The sequence below is a fragment of the Flavobacterium algicola genome (assembly GCF_022399565.1).
GTDB classification, from domain to species: Bacteria; Bacteroidota; Bacteroidia; order Flavobacteriales; family Flavobacteriaceae; genus Flavobacterium; species Flavobacterium algicola.
Genome location: NZ_JAJTUT010000004.1, coordinates 85,311 through 104,660 on the forward strand (window position 1 = coordinate 85,311; position 19,350 = coordinate 104,660).

At 33.5% G+C, this 19,350-nt stretch carries 8 protein-coding genes; 6 read left to right on the top strand and 2 right to left on the bottom strand.

Annotated elements, in window-relative coordinates:
* Positions 1–319 precede the first annotated feature (319 nt).
* The 4 genes from LXH21_RS14695 (at position 320) to LXH21_RS14710 (ending at position 7,704) form a co-directional block, all read left to right on the top strand.
* Positions 320–2,347 (top strand): glycoside hydrolase family 127 protein, encoded by a 2,028-nt coding sequence (locus LXH21_RS14695; protein ID WP_239867555.1) that lies wholly within the window; start codon positions 320–322, stop codon positions 2,345–2,347.
* A gap of 10 nt (positions 2,348–2,357) precedes the next feature.
* Positions 2,358–3,986 carry a sulfatase gene (locus LXH21_RS14700; RefSeq protein ID WP_239867558.1) on the top strand — a complete coding sequence of 543 codons (1,629 nt, stop codon included), beginning with the start codon at positions 2,358–2,360 and terminating at the stop codon, positions 3,984–3,986.
* A gap of 20 nt (positions 3,987–4,006) precedes the next feature.
* Complete coding sequence (locus LXH21_RS14705) at positions 4,007–5,509, top strand: sulfatase-like hydrolase/transferase (protein WP_239867560.1); 1,503 nt, start codon at positions 4,007–4,009, stop codon at positions 5,507–5,509.
* 119 nt (positions 5,510–5,628) lie between these two features.
* Positions 5,629–7,704 carry a DUF5696 domain-containing protein gene (locus LXH21_RS14710; protein ID WP_239867563.1) on the top strand — a complete coding sequence of 692 codons (2,076 nt, stop codon included), beginning with the start codon at positions 5,629–5,631 and terminating at the stop codon, positions 7,702–7,704.
* Positions 7,705–9,014: 1,310 nt separating this feature from the next.
* On the opposite strand, the gene LXH21_RS14715 is transcribed toward LXH21_RS14710, so the two are convergent.
* Both LXH21_RS14715 and LXH21_RS14720 read right to left on the bottom strand, forming a co-directional pair.
* Positions 9,015–10,481, bottom strand: coding sequence for a RagB/SusD family nutrient uptake outer membrane protein (locus LXH21_RS14715; RefSeq protein WP_239867566.1), 1,467 nt, complete (start codon positions 10,479–10,481; stop codon positions 9,015–9,017).
* An 11-nt stretch (positions 10,482–10,492) separates the two neighbouring features.
* Positions 10,493–13,618, bottom strand: coding sequence for a SusC/RagA family TonB-linked outer membrane protein (locus tag LXH21_RS14720; protein ID WP_239867569.1), 3,126 nt, complete (start codon positions 13,616–13,618; stop codon positions 10,493–10,495).
* Positions 13,619–14,434: 816 nt separating this feature from the next.
* On the opposite strand from LXH21_RS14720, the gene LXH21_RS14725 reads away from it, so the two are divergent.
* Positions 14,435–17,551: a SusC/RagA family TonB-linked outer membrane protein gene (locus LXH21_RS14725; RefSeq protein WP_239867570.1), complete on the top strand. Its 3,117-nt coding sequence runs from the start codon at positions 14,435–14,437 to the stop codon at positions 17,549–17,551.
* An 18-nt stretch (positions 17,552–17,569) separates the two neighbouring features.
* Positions 17,570–19,348: a RagB/SusD family nutrient uptake outer membrane protein gene (locus LXH21_RS14730; RefSeq protein ID WP_239867575.1), complete on the top strand. Its 1,779-nt coding sequence runs from the start codon at positions 17,570–17,572 to the stop codon at positions 19,346–19,348.
* Positions 19,349–19,350 lie beyond the last annotated feature (2 nt).

Below are 19,350 nucleotides of genomic sequence, written 5' to 3' on the forward strand. Positions count from 1 at the left end.
GCTTTATTAATGGTATTTAATTGTAAGTCAGTAAAATAATTAAGTGTTTTTGATTTGTCTTTTACTATGGAATTTATCTCATTAAAATCATTAATTGATTAGAATAAGGTAAAATAATGTAAGTTAATGGTAATTTATAGATTTACATAAATGGGTTTTTAGGCTTACTTTGTGTATTCGATCAATTTTACACAACCTTAGATAGGATGTGGATACTGAATAAAAAAAAGAACCAATCAAATTATTAGAATATACCAAAAACAAGTAGATAGTAGTGCAAAAAATTGAACTACTTATATAAATATAAAAAATGAAAAAAATGAAAATTAAGTATGGTTTAGCTGCTGTAGGAATGCTTTTTCTAAATGTTTCTTTTGCTCAGAATAAAGGGATTGTGGATAATACAAACAGTCCTAATGTAAAGTTGAAAAGCATCAACATTGGTGATTGTCATTGGACCAAAGGATTTTGGGCGGATAAGTTTAAAATTTGTGAAGATAAAATGTTGCCTTATATGGGCGAGGTTTTAATGGGAGATGTAGGACACGGTTACAATAACTTCAAGTATGCCGCCGGTCTTGAAAAAGGAAAGCACAAAGGTTTTGCTTGGCATGATGGCGATTTTTACAAATGGATGGAAGCGTCTTCTTATGTCTATGCGCAAAATAAAGATCCAAAAATCTTAAAACAATTAGATGATATTATTGCTGTAATTGCCAAAGCGCAATTGCCAAATGGATATTTGCAAACCACCATTCAATTGAGTGGAAATAAGATTGATCCTTTTGAAAACCGTAAATACCACGAAATGTATAACAGTGGGCATTTGTACACAAGTGCTTGTATTCACTACCGTGTTACGGGTAAAAAGAATTTCTTAGATATTGCTGTTAAGCATGCTGATAACCTGTATTCAGTGTTTTTTCAAGATACGAAACAATATGCACGTTTTGGTTTTAACCAAACCCAAATTATGGGATTAGTAGAGTTGTATCGTACAACAAAAGATAAAAAGTACTTAGCATTAGCGGAGAAATTCATTAATCGCAGAGGTCATAACGGAATTGAAGAAAACTCAACTACTAAAGGATACCCAGTAGGGGATATGGTTCAGGAATTTACTCCTTTGCGTGAGTCTAGTGAAGCCGTAGGACATGCTGTTTTAGCATTGTATTACTATGCAGGAGCTGCTGATGTTGCTGCTGAAACGGGTGAAAAAGCCTTGGTAGTGGCTCTTGATAGATTATGGGAAAATGTTACTGAAAGAAAAATGTATGTAACAGGAGCGGTAGGTCAAACGCATTATGGGGCATCAACTAACAGACAAATGATTGAAGAAGGTTTTATTGATGAATACATGATGCCAAATATGACAGCTTACAACGAAACTTGTGCTAATATTTGTAACTCTATGTTTAGTTACCGAATGATGGGGCTTAACGGAAAATCAAAGTATGCTGATGTAATCGAAAATGTATTGTTTAATAGTGCACTTTCAGGAATCAACCTTGAAGGGGATAAATATTATTATTCAAATCCATTACGTAAAATTCATGGTTCTAGGGACTACTCAAAAATGAATACGGAATATCCAGAGCGTCAATCGTATTTAGAGTGTTTTTGTTGTCCACCTAACTTAGTGCGTACTATTGCTCAAATTTCTGGATGGGCTTATAGTTTGGCTGATAACGGTATTTCAATCAATTTATACGGAGGAAATATTTTAGATACCAAAATGGTTGATGGATCTAAATTAAAATTAGAGCAAGTATCAAACTATCCATGGGACGGAAACGTAAAAGTGACTGTTAATGAGTGTAAAAAAGGTGCTTTCGAAATGATGTTCAGAATCCCTAATTGGGCTAAAGGAAGTTCATTAAAGGTGAACGGCCTTGACGCTGGTGTTACGGTAGTTCCTGGTGAGTTTGCTGTTATTAATAGAAGTTGGAAAAAAGGAGACGTTGTTACCCTTGATATGCCAATGGAAGTAAACTTAGTTGAAGGACATGGTCGTATTGAAGAAGTACGTAACCAAGTAGCGATTAAGAGAGGTCCAGTTGTTTATTGTGCTGAATCTACAGATTTACCAAAAGGAACCAGTATCTTAGATGTATATCTTTCAGGGAAAAACAATTTTGATGTTATGTATCGTCCAGAATTATTAGGTGGAATCACATCAATCTCGACTCAAGCATTGATTAGAAAAGACAAAACGACAGACGCTATGTATCACACGGTTGCAAAACCAGTTTTAGAAAACACAAAAGTTTCCTTTGTGCCTTATTATAGCTGGTCCAATAGAGGTGATTCAGAAATGACAGTATTCATGCCAATTATTTGGGATTAATTTTTTTACAATGACTAATAAAGTTTTTATATGTTTAATTTTGTCTTTGGTTACTTTTTGTAGCCAAGGACAAAAAAAACAACCTAATATTCTTTTTATAGCCTTTGATGATTTGCGTGCAGATCTAGGTTGTTATGGTTCAGATGTGGTTCAGTCACCTAATATTGATGCTTTGGCAAAAGATGGGGTGCAGTTTAATCGAGCTTATTGCCAGCAAGCCATTTGCGGACCTTCACGTGCTAGTGTGATGACAGGAGCAAGAACACAAACAATTAATGTAATTGATTTGTTCCAAGACTTTAGAGCCAATCGTCCGAGTATTATAACCCTTCCACAACATTTTCGTGAAAACGGTTATGAAACAGTGTATACAGGTAAAATTTTCCATGGAAAATATACAGATGATGAATTATCATGGAGTCGTAAAGCCGTTCGACCTAAAAAAGATCCTTCCATTCCAGAAACTATTAGCCAATATGCATTGAAGGAAAATCAACAAATGTATGTGGACAATAAAAAAGCATTGGATGCCAAATATGGAGAAAAAATGATTCGCGAAAACTGGTTGGCTAAAGGTCCAGTGGTAGAATGTGCGGATGTTCCTGATGAAACCTATGAAGACGGAGAAAATACCGTTGCAGCGATCGCTACACTTAAAGAATTAGTGAAAACGGACAAACCTTGGTTTTTAGGACTAGGTTTCTTGAAGCCTCATTTGGATTGGGTAGCCCCAAAAAAATATTGGGATCTATATGATGAAGCTAAAATTCCAATTGCTAATCAGGTTAATCCTCCAAAAGATGGTGCTACTATGGGATTGTCTGAATCTCTAGAAGTGCGTGTAGGTGCTGATATGCCAAAATCAGAAGCTTTTTCACCAGAGTTGCAACGCAAATTGCGCCACGGGTATTTTGCTTGTGTAAGTTATGTAGATGCACAAATGGGAAAAATGATTCAAGCCTTGAAGGACGCAGGACAATATGATAATACCATCATTGTTTTATGGTCTGATCATGGTTTTAACCTTGGTGAAATGGGATATTGGGGAAAAGCAACCAATTATGAAATTGCGACACGTGTTCCTTTTATAATCGTAGCTCCAGGAGTAACTGATAAAGCAAAAGGTGAAAAATCAGATGCATTAGTTGAGTTAATTGATATTTACCCTACACTTTGTGATTTAGCCGGTTTGAAAAAGCCGAATACTTTAGAGGGTAACAGTATTGTTCCTTTGTTAAAGAAACCTTCTAAAAAAGGAGATGAAGCAGCTTTTAGTGTTTTTCCAACACCCGCTTTACGCGAATGGGCTGCAAGACCGTTTACACCTCCGTTTAGAAACTCTTTCTTTGAACCTTTGATTCAAAAAATAGAATCAAAAATTAAAAATCAAATGGGAAAAAAGTGGGATAGAGCTTCATTTGAAGAATTTGTGATGGGCTATGCTATGAGAACGGATCGTTATCGATTGGTGATCTGGAAAGACAGAAGACATCCTAATGATGCCCCTTTATTTGTAGAACTTTTTGACCATCAAGAAGACCCTACTGAAAGTTCTAATATTGCAGCCGCTAATCCAATGTTGGTAAAAACATTAACCAAACAATTTGATAAAAGTCAGAAAGTAGTTTTTTCAAATTAATAGTTTTTAATACTCAAAAAATGATGAATAAAGTAATAAATACAAAATTAAGCCATGTACTGTTGATGATGGTTTGCTGTTTTTCTTTTGCGAAAGCACAAACCTCAAAGCCCAATATTCTTGTGATTCTATGTGATGATCTAGGGTACAATGATGTTGGTTTCAATGGATCTACAGATATTATCACTCCTGAATTAGATAAATTAGCTGCTAATGGAGCCATCTTCAGTTCGGCTTATGTGGCACACCCTTTTTGTGGACCTAGTAGAGCTGCTTTGATGACAGGACGTTACACACAAGAAATAGGAACTCCATATAATTTAAGAGATGATGGTCGCGATACTCGTAGTGGTGTTCCAGTTAAAGAAACTTTTATGAGTAATATGTTGCAAGATGCAGGATATTACACATCAGCAATTGGAAAGTGGCATTTAGGTGATTATCCAGAATTCACACCTAACAAAAGAGGGTATGATGATTTCTTTGGTTTTTTAGGAGGAGGACATAAATATTTTCCTGAAAAATTCCAACCGTATTTTGAAAAACAAAAACAAGCGGGCGCGTATCCTATCAATGTATATTTTACGCCTTTGTTACATAATGACAAAGAAGTTAAAGAAACGGAGTACATTACCGACGCTTTTTCAAGAGAAGCGGTACGTGTTATAGAAGAATCTAAAGTGAAGAAAAAACCGTTCTTTATGTACTTAGCTTACAATGCACCACACGTGCCATTAGAAGCAAAAGAAGAAGATTTGAAAGTTTTTGAAAACATCAAAGATCTTGACAGACGTACCTATGCTGCTATGGTGTATTCAGTAGATAGAGGAGTGGGACAAATTGTAAAAGCATTAAAGGAAACCAAACAATTTGAAAATACCTTGATCGTGTTTTTGAGTGATAATGGTGGGAATTTTGATCATGGGGCAAATAATTATCCACTTAAAGGAACTAAAGGTGATACTTTTGAAGGTGGTTTCCGTGTGCCAATGTTTATGCACATGCCTAATGTTATTGCCGCTGGAACTCATTTTGATCACGCCGTATCGGCTCTAGATCTATACCCTACTTTTGCTTATTTGGCCAAAACGAACTTACCGAAAGGAAAGGTAGTCAATGGTAAAAATATTTGGAACGATATAAAATCCAATACTAGTCCGCACAAAGATGAGATGATTTACGCTTGGCGTTACCGTGAAGGATATTCAGATGTATCAGCTAGAAAAGAAGATTGGAAAATTGTACGTATGGGGAATGAACCTTGGCAATTGTTTAATATCACAAAAGACATAGGAGAGCACAAAGATTTAGCAGGTCAGTTTCCTGATCGTGTAAAAGAGATGGTTGATGAAACTAAATTATGGTCTAAAAAGCACATTACTCCTTTGTGGTTTTACTCTCAAGCTGATGCTGATTATTGGGCTTCGGGTAGGTTTCCTGGATTTGAGGATACATTCGAAATAGATAAGTTAAGAATGTCGCCGAAAGAATATACGGAGTGGACTGAAAAGCAGAAAAAATAATTTGAGGTTGAAAGTCTAAAAGGGGTTTATTGAATTTTGTTTCAATAAACTCTTTTAAATATAATAAAAACATAGAATCCAAATTTAAATGTTTTTTTTTTTAATAAAATAATGAGATTATGAAAAAATATAACACCTTAATTAAGGTAGTAGTAGCTTTTATATGTTTGCAATCCCTCTCAAGTTTTACGGTAAAGGAAGGTGTAAAACAGCAGTCAGTAGTTGCTACTGATATTGTACTTGAAAATAAAGTATTAAAAGTAACTGTAGACGATAAAACAGGGAGTTTTACTGTATTCGAAAAAAAATCAGGACAAGTTTGGGTATCAGATCCGTGGGAAGTTGCTGCAGGTATTTTAACTATGAACGATTTAAAAGGAAAACAACAAACGGTTAATATCTCTAAGAGTAAAACGATCAAACTAAACAAAACTGGAAATACAGTAACCATTGCGTTTACAAATCCAGTTTTAGAAAATGACACTGTTGCTGAAGGAGTAACCATTACCACTGAATTGCGCTTAGATGCTAAGGATGCAAAACTAGATGTGGAAGTCAAATCAGTACAATCCGGGAAATACAAAGTATTGGATTTAAGATATCCATCAAGAGCGTTTAGTTTAGAGACTGATGTGGATCGTGGTGCAGCTGTTATTCCTCAAAAACAAGGGGTTATTAGTCCATCCTATATTTTCCCTATGAACGGAGGTGCTTTTTGCAGGTGGGATGATGCAACTTATGTAGCTAAATCAACAGGTACATTGGATTTGTTTAATGCATCTGGTTTGTCTATGCCGTGGTGGGGAACCTACAATGAAAAATCAGCTGTTATCGGAATTGTTGACGAAGCTTCAAGACCTAAAATGTTTTACAACATCAACAACAACGGACAATATTTATACAACTCTGAAGGAAAGATGTCTCCTAACAAAAGAATCGCTTTTTTAGATCCTATTTGGAACCTAAAAAAAGAAAATCAACCTAAAATAATTAGTTACCAATTTATTCCAAATGGAAATTACGTGGACATGGCTAAAGTGTATCGTAAAGAAGCCATTAAGAGAGGGTATTTTGTATCATTAGAAGACAAAGCTAAAAGAGATCCAGATGTTAAAAAACTAGCAGGAGCAGTTTACATGGGAGTTTATGGTGGTTATCCACACTATGTAAACATGCCAGGAATGGCATTTACGTTTGATCAATTGAAAGAAATGATTAAAACCACCCATGATGAATTAAAGGTAGATAACGCCTTTTTCCATGCCTGGGGAACATTCTCTAATTTTGTTCCTAATTGCTGGCCTATTAGTGAGGCTTTAGGAGGTGTTTCTAAATTAAAAGAAGCGGTTGATTTGACTAAAGAATACGGTTATTTATATTCATCTTATCATGCTTATTCAGCAACATTGGAGAATGATCCAAAATTTGATACCGGTTTATTTGCAAAAGACGCTTCGGGAAAATTAAAAAGTGCAGGAAGTCGTTGGGCGAATATTGACCAAAACAAACAATTGGCTTTGGCACAAAAAAATCTTGACAAAGAGATTGCAGCTTTAGGTTTAGAAGCTGATATCACGGACATATCCTTTTCCTATTTTGCAGATGAAGACAATTCAGGTTATTTTAATTTAGCAAAGTACCTAGATTCTAAAAACCTAGTAAATGGAACAGAACACGGGCAACAACAGTACATTCCGTATTTTGATATGTTTGAAGGAATGACGTATTTGAACTCTAGTTTATCTGAGATTTCACATAGAGCTCCTTTGTTTAATTTAGTGTTTCATGATGCAATTGCTGTTTTTGGAAAAATACAAGATCCAGATAATCAAATTTCTGAAAACGGAGATTTTAAAGTAAAGTCTTTGCGTAACATGTTGTTTGGAGTAGGATCGACCATTTTCTTTTCGCCTTATGAATTTGATGGTATGAAAGATATGATTAAGATAGCAAATCAAGTAGTAAGTCCTGTAAATAAAGAAACGTTCTTCTCAGAATTGCAGTCACATGACTATTTAAGCCCCGACTTTAACTTGCAAAGATCAAAATTCACATCAGGTACTGAAATTATTGTAAACTTAGGACCAGTAAAACAAAAAACGAAAGAAGGATTAGAAATTCCAGCCTTTGGTTACCAGATCACTTATAATGATGGTAAAGTCAAAAAAGGGAACTTTCAGGTTAGTTATAAATAATAATAAAAAATATTGATTTAAGAAGTGGAGCATTATACTCCACTTTTTTTATAAATTATATAAAGTTAAAAATTATTAAAGATTGCTTTTATGAGCATCTGTCTAATTAAAAAAAATAAGAAATTCATACAAATTTGAAGAGTTATTTTAAGGACTTCCCAGTAAAATAATTTTGAAAAACTTTGTAGATTTATTTCATCAGTGTTAATATTGAACCATTAACTTCAGTGAAATATCTCAGTACGATTTTTAATGATATGATTAGCGGACCATTTGCGTGAACGACCTGAGAATTGTCGGCTATGATTGTTTTTTTTTTAATTATAATGCTTCCTTAAATTCTATTTTCATAATCTTGTCTTTCATCAGTAACTATATCATCAACTCCAGCCTATCCTTTTATAGCTACAATTATTTCAATTTCAGTAGATATAAAATTTTAAAAGGCCTATACTTACTTCAATACCATCTATAAAATCCATAAATATTATTTATAAATTTATTGTAGCTGTTTTTAAGACTAATTTTTAATGAATCTTGAAAAATAAATAGTAAAACATTTTTATTCAATATTTTAACCTTTCTGCGCTCATATATATTTACTGTTGTTTATCTTCTTCCGAGACTACCATTAAATAAAAGATGATCGGAACCATCATAATCATTAGCTGTTAACATTTGAGAATCGCCTAAACTTCCTGTAATATCTGTTCTTGTAATAGCACTAAATACGAATTGTGGCGTAATTACATTATTATCCTTCAATAATAATTATAATATTTTTCTCATTAATATGACAATCCATCGAAAAACGAAAAAAATATCCTTCTTGATTTGTAAAAAAGTCCGTGCCTGAACAATTAAATCCTAAATATCTATCGTACGTCAGTTCTTTACTAAAATTGAATATTTTGCATGTTAAGGGTAAAATAATAGATGACATTCAGTTTCTAGTCAAATATTAAACCTTTTAAAAAAGGATTTTATTTGTTCTACAACTTTTTTTACAACGTTTGTCAATTCGAGTGCAGTCGAGAAAATATTCAACATTGACAACTAAAGCTATTACCAATTACCAGATAGGCAAAACTTTACCTCATTTTATTAAAAAGGCTGGTTTATTAATTAATTATAGTATTCTACTGTTTAAATAATTTATGATGCTCATTGATTTTTTAGTGAGATGTTGTGAAAAATAAGTATTAGAAAATTAGAACTTAAATATAAGCAATAAGCCCGATAAAATATCGGGCTTATCGTTAAAACACATTAAATTTCGAACGCTTTTTCAGGCTTGATTATTATAGTTTTTAATAATTATTCTGCTTTAAAACTCCGTTCGATAGTGTAATTTCAGAATAGGGTAGTGGCATTAATTCATGCTTTCCTTTTATAAAACCAAGAGGGCTTAATAAAGTTTCTGCTCTATTTGTTCTAATTAGATCATGGTATCTAAAGCCTTCACCAGCCAGCTCAACTCTTCTCTCGTGGTAAATTGCATTTAGTAAAGCAGTACCTGTTAAAGTAGAAGCTATGTTAGGTAAAATGGCAGAATTACTGCCCCTCGCTCTTGCTCTAACTAAATTCACATATTTAATAGCTTCACTTGGATTTGTGCTATAAACAGCCTCTGCATACATTAGATACGCATCAGCTAATCGAATTACTCTTATATTATTAGCACTATTATTATTTCCGCCAACAGATGGAGTTGGATAATTACTAAATGGAGCCCAAGCATATTTTCTGATAAACCACCCCGTACCATAAGTAACAGGAGTCTGGTAGAATGTCGCGGTTAACCTGGGGTCATTAGTTTCAAATTCATTAATAAGATCTGGTTTTGCCTGCATACAAGCATATCCTTTTTTACTTACTGGTGAAATAAATTGTGGTATACTAGTTCCAAGTAAACTAGTATTAGTTGTATAATTTATTTCAAAAATAGAACCAGAGTTCCATTCCCCTTCAGTTTGAAATATAGAACTATAATTAGAAAATAAAGAATAGCCTAATGCAAATAACTGATCACCATAGATTTTAACTTGATCCATCTTATTTTGATAAATTGATACACGCATCATTAAGCCCAATGCAGCTCCCTTGTCAGCATGACCTGTATATGACTGAGGTTTCTCAAAACGCGATGGCAGGTTGGCAATAGCTGCTTTTAAATCATTTTCAATAAAAGTATATGATTCATGCTCTGTTGAGCGAGGAACATTAAATTCTCCTTGCTCTAACGGTCTATCAATAATTGGTACGCCCCCAAAACTATTTACCAAATCAAAGTAATAATAGGCACGCATAAATTGCGCCTCGGCTAGAATTTCTTTTTTTCGTGTAGTATCTATAAATTCAATGTCCGGAACTTTACTCAAAATTAAGTTACAATATAAAATTCCTTTGTAGTTAATTTGCCAAATTCTACTTACAGCTAGGTTTGATGTAGGAATGTTATAACTTTCTTTTTGATATAGTGGTACATTATCAACTACGCTTATACCTCCTTTTATAAAATCATCGGTTCCTACATCACCAAATGTAAGGTCGCATGACATTCCTGCCCAGAAGTTTTCTTTTCCATACATTTCTCTCATAGGATTGTATGCCGCATTTATCCCTTGTTCAGCATCATCAGAATTTTTATAAAAATTTTCCAAAATAGGTGTGCCGTACACTTTTCCTTCCAGTTCATTACTGCAAGAAGCCAATAATGCAGCAGCTGCTATCAAGCAGTACCGAGCATTTTTAATTACTATATTATTTAATTTCATTTTCAGTTTTATTAAAAGTTAATATCAAGTCCAAGCGTATAGGATCTAATGGATGGATATCTCCCTCTATCAATCCCGATGTCCAACGGACTATTTTGGGACGGATCAACCCCTGCTTCTGGATCTAAACCATCATATTTGGTAATAGTAAGCAGGTTTTGAGCTGCTACATATAACCGAAGTTTTGATAAGAAAGACTTACTTAAGAAACTTTCAGGAAATGAATATCCGATTTGGACATTCTTTAATCTTAAATACGATCCATCTTTCACGAAGCGGCTAGATAATTGTGAATTGTTATTTGTACTAGAAAAAGATGCTCGCGGTATAGTGTTTGAAGTACCTTCCCCTGTCCAACGATCTAAAATTACGGTACTCGAATTGGTAGAAATGTCTGTTTGCAACCAGTAATCTGTTGTATTGTATATTTTATTTCCTTGGCTTCCTTGTAGGAATGCTGTTAAATCAAATTGCTTATAAGATAAATCTATGTTGATTCCGTAAGTAAATTTAGGAAAAGGGGAACCTATAAATTTTTTATCATTATCATCAATTTTTCCATCTCCATTCAAATCTTTATATTTTACGTCACCCGGTTTTGTGCTTGGTAAAGATGCGTTACTATTAACTTCGTCTAGATTTTGAAAAATTCCAACCATTTCATACCCATAAAAAGAGGCTAATGGATGACCTGCTTCCGTTCTACTAATGTTATAAAATGGATCGCTATCTCCTGTTTGAATAATACTTCCATCTCCATTTAAACTAATAACCTTATTCTTAATGAAAGATATATTTCCGCCCAAGCTAAAATAAAATTCATTTAAAGATTTTTTGTAATTAGCAGTAAGTTCTAGTCCTTTGTTTTCAATATTTCCTGCATTTGTGTAAGGATAGTTCGTGTAGCCAGATGTTTGAAGTATGGGACTCGGCATTAGCATATCAGTCGTGTTTTTAACAAAATAGTCAGCTGAAAACGTAATTGAATTATGCAAAAATGCAAGATCAAGTCCAAAATTGGTTGATACTGTTGATTCCCATTTTAAATTTTGATTCCCAGGTGTTAAGGGAGCTACTCCCAAAGCGGTAACATCATTTCCGTAAAGGTAATTTGTTCCAACATTTAATGTATTAAATACAGCAGTAATGGGTATGTTTTGATTTCCTGTTTTCCCCCATCCCACTCTAAACTTTAACTGGTCAACTACATTCGATTTGAAGAATTTTTCATTATGAATATTCCATGCGGCAGCCAAGGATGGAAATTTTGCCCATTTGTTGTTAGCACCAAAACGAGATGATCCATCCACTCTGTAAGTACCTGTTAATAAATAGCGCTCATCATAATTGTAATTAAGCCTACCAAAGAATGATACTAATTCTGATTTGGATATACCACCGTTTATGATGGATGTTGACGACGATCCGGCACCAATTGTTGGATTCTCGACGCTGCTAGGTATATTGCTCTGTTGACCACTCACAGAATTTGAACGTAATATTTGTTGTTCTTGTCCTAATAAAGCGTTTAAGTTATGTTTGTCACCAAATTTTTTGTTATAGTTTAATGTGTTTGATACTATAATTACTCTATCTTGGTTTCTTTGAATATTATAAACACTTACAGGAGCATTAAAACGTGGAGAAACATTGTAAGCAGGTTTAAAATTATCAACATTATTATTATTTATTTGAAGGCCATAATTGGATTTAAACGTTAGTCCATTAATAATTTCAGCTTCAATAAACACATTCCCTAAGAAGCTTTCTTTTTCTGACGGTGTTTGTCCATATTTAACCAAACCAAGTGGGCTTACAGCTTGCAAGGAATATTTTGATAAACCTAATGATCCATCAGCATTATATAAAGGAGTTACAGGATCAATCATATAACCGACAAAAGCACTTTTTAAATTAGAGTTAAATCCATTTTGAGGAACAGCCACAGTATTTGAAGAAGCATATTGTATATTATGGCCCACCTTTAATTTAGGTTTAATTTGGTAGGTATTATTAACTCTGAAATTTGTTCTTTTGTAAGAAGATTGATCTACAATTCCTTGTTGTGATACAGATCCAAAAGAAACATAATAAGTTAATTTTTCGCTACCACCGGTAACAGCCAGTTGATGACTTTCTAATGTTCCCGTTTTATAAACAGCATCTTTCCAGTTGTAATTAGGTAGTAATGATGGATTCGCTAAATCAGGATTTGCGGGTTTACCATCATTTACATTAGCTTCATTATACAGCATAGCCCATTGATTTGAATTTAAAACTTTTAAATTATCAATGCGATTTTCTACGCTAGCATAGGTGCTATAACTAATATTTGGTGCTCCCTTCTTACCGCTTTTAGTAGTAATCATAATAACTCCATTGGCTCCTCTAGAGCCATAAATAGCTGTTGCCGAAGCATCTTTTAAAACTTCAACGGATTTTGCATCTGCCATATTTATGCTCGAAATGTCATTTATAGGTACTCCATCCACAACATATAAGGGATCGGCACCGTTGACAGTACCAATTCCTCGAATACGCACTGTAGGAGTTGCGCCTGGATCACCTGAACTTTTTGTCACAGTAACTCCTGCTAATCTACCTTGAATAGCTTGTGCAATAGATGTATTTTGTGTTTTATTTAATTCTTTGGTATCGGCTGATGAAACTGAACCTGTCAGATCTGATTTTCTTACCACACCATACCCAACAACTACAACCTCCTCTAATACGGACTGATCACTTGTCAAAATGGTGTTAATTACATTTTTGCCATTTATATTTATTTCTTGTGTTTTTAATCCCAAATAGGAGAAAACTAATGTTTTGCTCGAGCTGGAAGTTGCTAAAATATAATTTCCGTCCATGTCCGTAGTTGTTCCTGAAACCGTTCCTTTTATCAAAACGTTTACTCCAGGTATCGGCATCCCGTCTGTATCCTTTACAGTACCACTAATCTTTGTCTGTTGATCTAAGTAATTAGATACCAAACGTGGTGATTTACTTACATCCATTCCGTACGAGTTGGTATGCATTACTATTCCAGAGATTAATAAGATACAAGTAACGGATCCTACTTTTAAATTACTTTGAAATGGAAAAAGTGATTTTGCTTTATTCCGATGGTTTTTGTTCATATTTAATTGTTTAATGTTTATTTATTTCCCGAGTCAGTTAAAATGTTACATACGCTGGTTTGTTTAAGGTTAATTATTTTATTTTTAATTTTAAAAAAGGATCTTGAAAATAGTTGGTATAAGAAATACAGGTCAAATTTTGTTAAATCAAGATTCTTTTAAATTTTCGGTATTTGCAAATGTATTACAACTTCAATATATCTACTGTGTTGAGAATTATCCTTTGGTAATACTATTTTAGCTTATTAATCGCATTGTGCTATTTTGCATTTTATACTAGCTACTGCAGCTAATATTATTTTTAAAAATTAATATCGCATTAAGATTTTATAGGGAGAAAGAAAATCACAAAATGGAATGTACAGTATAAAAAAAATAATGTTAATTATTATTATCAGAATTGTGGTAATAGCGAGTTAAAATTGTCAGAAATTAGAATTTTCAAAGATGTTCCCACTATAGAATAGGCGCAGTTTATTTTTTATGTGGTGCAATTTTCTATACTGTTATTCCAAAAAATATTGGAATATGTGCGAACAATAAGCCTCATAGCAATCTCTTGAAGTTATATGTAGGTATTTTTTTCTTTTTTTGCAATATTAAAACTGTTTCTTTACTGAGAGGTAAAATAGTGCTAGGAATGGGTAATTATCTTTAAAATAATTAATTAACATTTTGCTTAATTTGTATAAATGTTTAACATTTTTTTAATATTTAATAAATAATACTGATTTTAATAAGATATTGTTTGATTGTGAAATTAAAAGATGTTAAGCTTATTTAATAAGTAACTAAATAATAATTAAAATTAACCAAATGAGAATTAGAGAAATTAATAAACAAAAGAATGTTTTACGACGTTTTTTGTTTCTTGGCCTACTGGCACTTTTTTTTACTGCTACTGCACATGCACAAATGGGTGTGGTACGAGGAACTGTTTCGGGAGACGAGGACGGTCTTCCCATTCCTGGAGTAACAATTATTGTTAAAGGCCAAGCAAAAGGAACAACTACAGATTTTGACGGGAAATATGCTATTAATGCAAAAGAAGGCGATTTACTAGTATTTAGTTACATTGGTATGATGACCAAAAACGTAAAAGTAGATGGTAAATCTGTAAATGTGAAGTTGAAATCATCAACGCAGCGACTAGATGATGTGGTTGTGATTGGATATGGTACTCAAAAGAAAAAAGAAATTACTGGTGCTGTAGCTAGTGTGAAAGCTGCAGATATTGAGAATCAAGTAACTTCTGATTTAGGAAATGCACTACAAGGTCAAATTTCGGGAGTTAATGTAATTAGCTCATCTGAGCCAGGTGGGACTTCGGAAATTTTAATTAGAGGTGTAAGTTCTATTTCAAATAATAGTGGTCCATTATATGTAGTAGATGGTATAGCTCAAGTAGGTGATCCAGGATTAAATCCTAATGAGATTGAAACAATTGATGTTTTGAAAGATGCTGCATCTGCATCAATTTATGGTAGTCGTGGAGCAGGAGGAGTTATCTTAATAACTACTAAAAAAGGTAAAGCGGGTTCAATGGTAGTTCGTTTCAATGGGAGTTATGGTATAGAAAAAATTTCTGGAAATCAGGTGTCTTTGTTGAATGCCAATGACCAAGGGTATGTAGATGTGCTTTATAATAGAAATCAAGGTCTTAACGATGATTTGATTTTAGGGACTTACCGAAATAAATCTGCTTACCAAAATGACACAAATTTGCTAAATGCAATCTTTGTTGATAATGCTGCAACACAAAACTATTCGTTAAATCTTTCCGGTGGGACTAATAATTTGACATATAGTGTGTCAACGGGTATTTATGATAAAAAAGGGATCATTAAAAATACTGATTTTAGTAGATTCAATACGAGAGCAAATGCAACATATACTAAAGATAGGTTAACAGCTACTATCAGTGTTGCTATGATAAAAGAAAAAAATGACACTGGAGCTTCGGGAGCGGTTAGTCAAATATTACGATATTTTCCAACCCAAGATGCTTTAGATCCTGGTGCAGTGCTACAAGATTTGGAAACTGCTGGAGGTGAAGATTCTAATCGATTAAGTTGGGTATTGGGTAGTATTAACTTTAAAAACCAAAGAGAAACTACTAGAGCAAATGCTACTTTTGACTTTAATTACAAACTATTTGATGGTTTAAGCGTAACTGCTCGTGTTGGATTGAATGACGCGAATAATTATAATACTCAATTTAGAGAATCTCACGATATTTTTAATATACAAACTGGTTTAACACAGTCAGATGCTTTAACGGCAAGTTATGTTCTTAATGAAGCTGCACGATTTACAAATACGACTTTTGATGGAATTCTAACCTATAATAAATCATTATATAAAAAACATAATTTTGGTTTGACTGTGGCTGTTTCTAAAGAAGAAAGAGAATTTAAAAGTTTTTTTGCTAGAAAATCAGGAGTTGTAAATAATAATTTTGAAGTACTTAATACTGCTACTGGTATTTCTTCGGTAGGAAATGGTTATAATACCACTAGTCAGTTATTAGGAATAATTGGTAGATTTCAATACGATTACAAAGGACGTTACATTTTGAGTTCTAGTGTTCGTAGAGATGCATCATCAAGATTTGCTGAAAATAATAGAGTGGGTGTTTTTCCTTCTATTGCAGCAGCGTGGAATATTTCTGATGAAAAGTTTTTCAGTAGTTTGACTAATGTTGTGAATAATTTCAAATTCAGAGCAACTAGTGGATCCGTAGGTAATGACAATGTAAGAGATTATAGTTACTCTTCGCCTGTAACTAGATTGATTGATTATGCTAATCCAGATGGTACTATTAGTTCAGGAGCAACTCAAATTACATTTGGTAATCCAAGTTTGAAATGGGAAACATCAAAACAAAATAATATTGGTATTGACTTAGGATTCTTTAAAAATAAATTAACTGTTACGGCTGATTATTACCAAACTAAAACAGAAGATTTGTTATTTAATGTTTCTACTCCTGGTTCTGCAGGAACTACCACGACAGATAATGCTTCTTACAATAGAGTGGCATTCAATATTGGCGAAATGACCAATAAAGGGTTTGAGTTAGCTGTGGGATATCGTAATAATATTGGGAAATTATACTACAATATGAATGGAACTTTTAGTACTAATGAAAATAGAGTGACAAAGATAGCTTCTACCGCACCTTTCGTACTAACGGAAGATAATGGAATTGTAGTTGGAGCTAGGAATGAATCTCAAATTACAGCAATATCTAAAGGACATGAAGTAGCATCCTTCTTCCTATTCGAAACAAATGGGTTGGTAACACCTGAGAATATAGCCGAGTATAAATTGTTAGTTCCAGGTGCTAAACTGGGTGATTTAAGATATGTAAATAATGATCTAACTGAAACCAATGGAAAACAAGTCATTGACGAAAGAGATAGAGTATATAAAGGAAGTGGATTGGCAAAATATGAAGTGGGTTATAACTTTAAATTAAATTATAAAAACTTTGACTTCTATACACAATTGTATGCGGCGGTAGGACATGAAATTATGAATGGAGCCAAGGCAACTGCTTATGGTAACCAACGTCATCAAGATTTATTGTATTCTTGGTCAAACACAAATACTGAAACAACAATTCCAGCCAATAGAGGAGATCTAAAAGCATCACGTAATTATAGAGCTGATTCAGATTTATTTGTTGAAGATGGATCTTACTTAAGAATTAGAAACATAACATTTGGATATAGTTTGCCTAAAAAGTTAATCAAAGACTTAAGTATTACAAAATGTAGATTTTATCTAACAGGACAAAACTTATTCACATTCACTAATTATAGTGGTTTCGATCCTCAAGTGGGTGGTGGTGCCAATGCTAGAGGTTTGGATAAAGGAAATTACCCTTTAGCTAAGATGTATTTAGCTGGAATGAGTCTAGATTTTTAATTTTAATAAAAAAATATCATGAAAATATATAAATATATACTTGTCTGCCTATCCATTATGATGTTGGCATCTTGTTCAGATGAAAATTTGACGGAGTTAAATCCTAACAATGAGGATTCTTCAAATTTCTTTACTAATTTAAAAGAAACGCAATTAGGCTTAAATGCTACTTATTCAGCTATGTTGGCTTACAATGCTACTATAATACGCGAACAGACCATACGCGCAGATATGGGATGGCCAGGTGCTACAAGACCTAATCCGAGTACATTAACTCGTGGAGATGTGTTTTATACGCATACTTATAATGCAAGTACACCTGAAGTAGATTTCCATTGGAATGCCCTTTATAGAGGAGTTTTGAGAGCTAATATTGTCATTGAAGCTTTAGATAAATTAAAAGGTACTGTAAATGAAGTAACCTGGAAGCAACAAATGGGTGAAGCTCGTTTTTTAAGAGGGATTTTTTACTTTTATCTACACACTACCTTTAATGGTGGAAGTGTTGTACTTCAAAAATCAGTTCCAAAATTAGCTTCAGATTATACATTACCTCTTTCCCCAGCATCAGAAGTTTTAGAATTTTTTAGGGCAGATTTGAAATATGCTTATGATAATTTAAGCGGGGATAGAAACAACGGTAGAGCAAATAAAGTCACTGCAGCTACTATTTTAGGAACAAGTCATTTATATCAAAATGAATTCGATTTGGCAAGTGGATACTTTTCTTCGGTAATTTCAAACCCCAATTATTCGATTGTTACAGATCTTACAAAAATGTTTACTACTAAAGGGGAACATAATGCAGAATCTATTTTCGAATTAACCTATGATACTAATTTAAGAACCGATATTACCAATGCTTTTGACGAACAAAGTTTAACGAATCGTTTATCCTTTTTTACATCAAACTTTGGTAACCTTTTTGCGGTTCCAGCATGGCTAGCTTGGGAATATAAAAATGAAGCAAAAGACCCTAAAGTTGCCGCAAACCATATAGATGGTGACCTGTTAAAACCCCTACGAAATGTTCCTTTGAGAGCCTCTGCAATGGTAACAATAGCTGAGGACGAACAAACTGCTTATTATGGAAGTACAGTTACTATAAAAGGTGTTTTTGGAGCAACGGCCGGACCTAGTCGATATAAAAAATATTCAAACTTCGATATTTACACTGATGTTAACGAAACGGATAACCCAACAGGATCAAGCTTAAAGTCTGGTAAAAATGTTACTTTGAATAGATTGGCAGATGTTTATTTAATGCAAGCCGAATGTTTGATTACTAAAGGAGATGCCGCAAGTATTACTGAAGCGTTAAGATTGATAAATATATTAAGAGCTCGTTGGGGACTTCAATTATTAGGGCCTGTAGTTGATGCGACTAGAACTTACTTAAGTGACGGTAAAGATTATACTAATCCAACGACATTAATGAGCCACTTAAAAAACATCGAAAAACCATTAGAGCTTTCCGCAGAAGGTTATGCTATTCGATTTAATGATTTAAGAAGATGGGGGATGTTGAAATCAAATTTTATCGATTTAGCATCAAGAAAATATTACTTAAATGCCTTTGATAGAGGAGCAACAGGTTTTACACCACGATATAGATTTGGAGCTTCTATTACCAAAGTAAAATCGGCTAGTGCAACGCCTAATGTAGCTCCTGATTTTCAAACAGAAATTACAAATGAGTATGTAGGAGCAAGTACCAATTTTAATGCAGCGAATCATAATTATTTTGAAATTCCTTCAACTGAAGTTGCCAACAACCCTAATTTAAATTCTAAATAAAA

Excerpts from the sequence above, each read along its gene's own strand:
- LXH21_RS14720 (WP_239867569.1), bottom strand. The coding sequence starts at position 13,618 with ATGAACAAAAACCATCGGAATAAAGCAAAATCACTTTTTCCATTTCAA.
- LXH21_RS14695 (WP_239867555.1), top strand. The coding sequence starts at position 320 with ATGAAAATTAAGTATGGTTTAGCTGCTGTAGGAATGCTTTTTCTAAAT.
- LXH21_RS14705 (WP_239867560.1), top strand. The coding sequence starts at position 4,007 with ATGATGAATAAAGTAATAAATACAAAATTAAGCCATGTACTGTTGATG.
- LXH21_RS14710 (WP_239867563.1), top strand. The coding sequence starts at position 5,629 with ATGAAAAAATATAACACCTTAATTAAGGTAGTAGTAGCTTTTATATGT.
- LXH21_RS14715 (WP_239867566.1), bottom strand. The coding sequence starts at position 10,481 with ATGAAATTAAATAATATAGTAATTAAAAATGCTCGGTACTGCTTGATA.
- LXH21_RS14725 (WP_239867570.1), top strand. The coding sequence starts at position 14,435 with ATGAGAATTAGAGAAATTAATAAACAAAAGAATGTTTTACGACGTTTT.
- LXH21_RS14730 (WP_239867575.1), top strand. The coding sequence starts at position 17,570 with ATGAAAATATATAAATATATACTTGTCTGCCTATCCATTATGATGTTG.
- LXH21_RS14700 (WP_239867558.1), top strand. The coding sequence starts at position 2,358 with ATGACTAATAAAGTTTTTATATGTTTAATTTTGTCTTTGGTTACTTTT.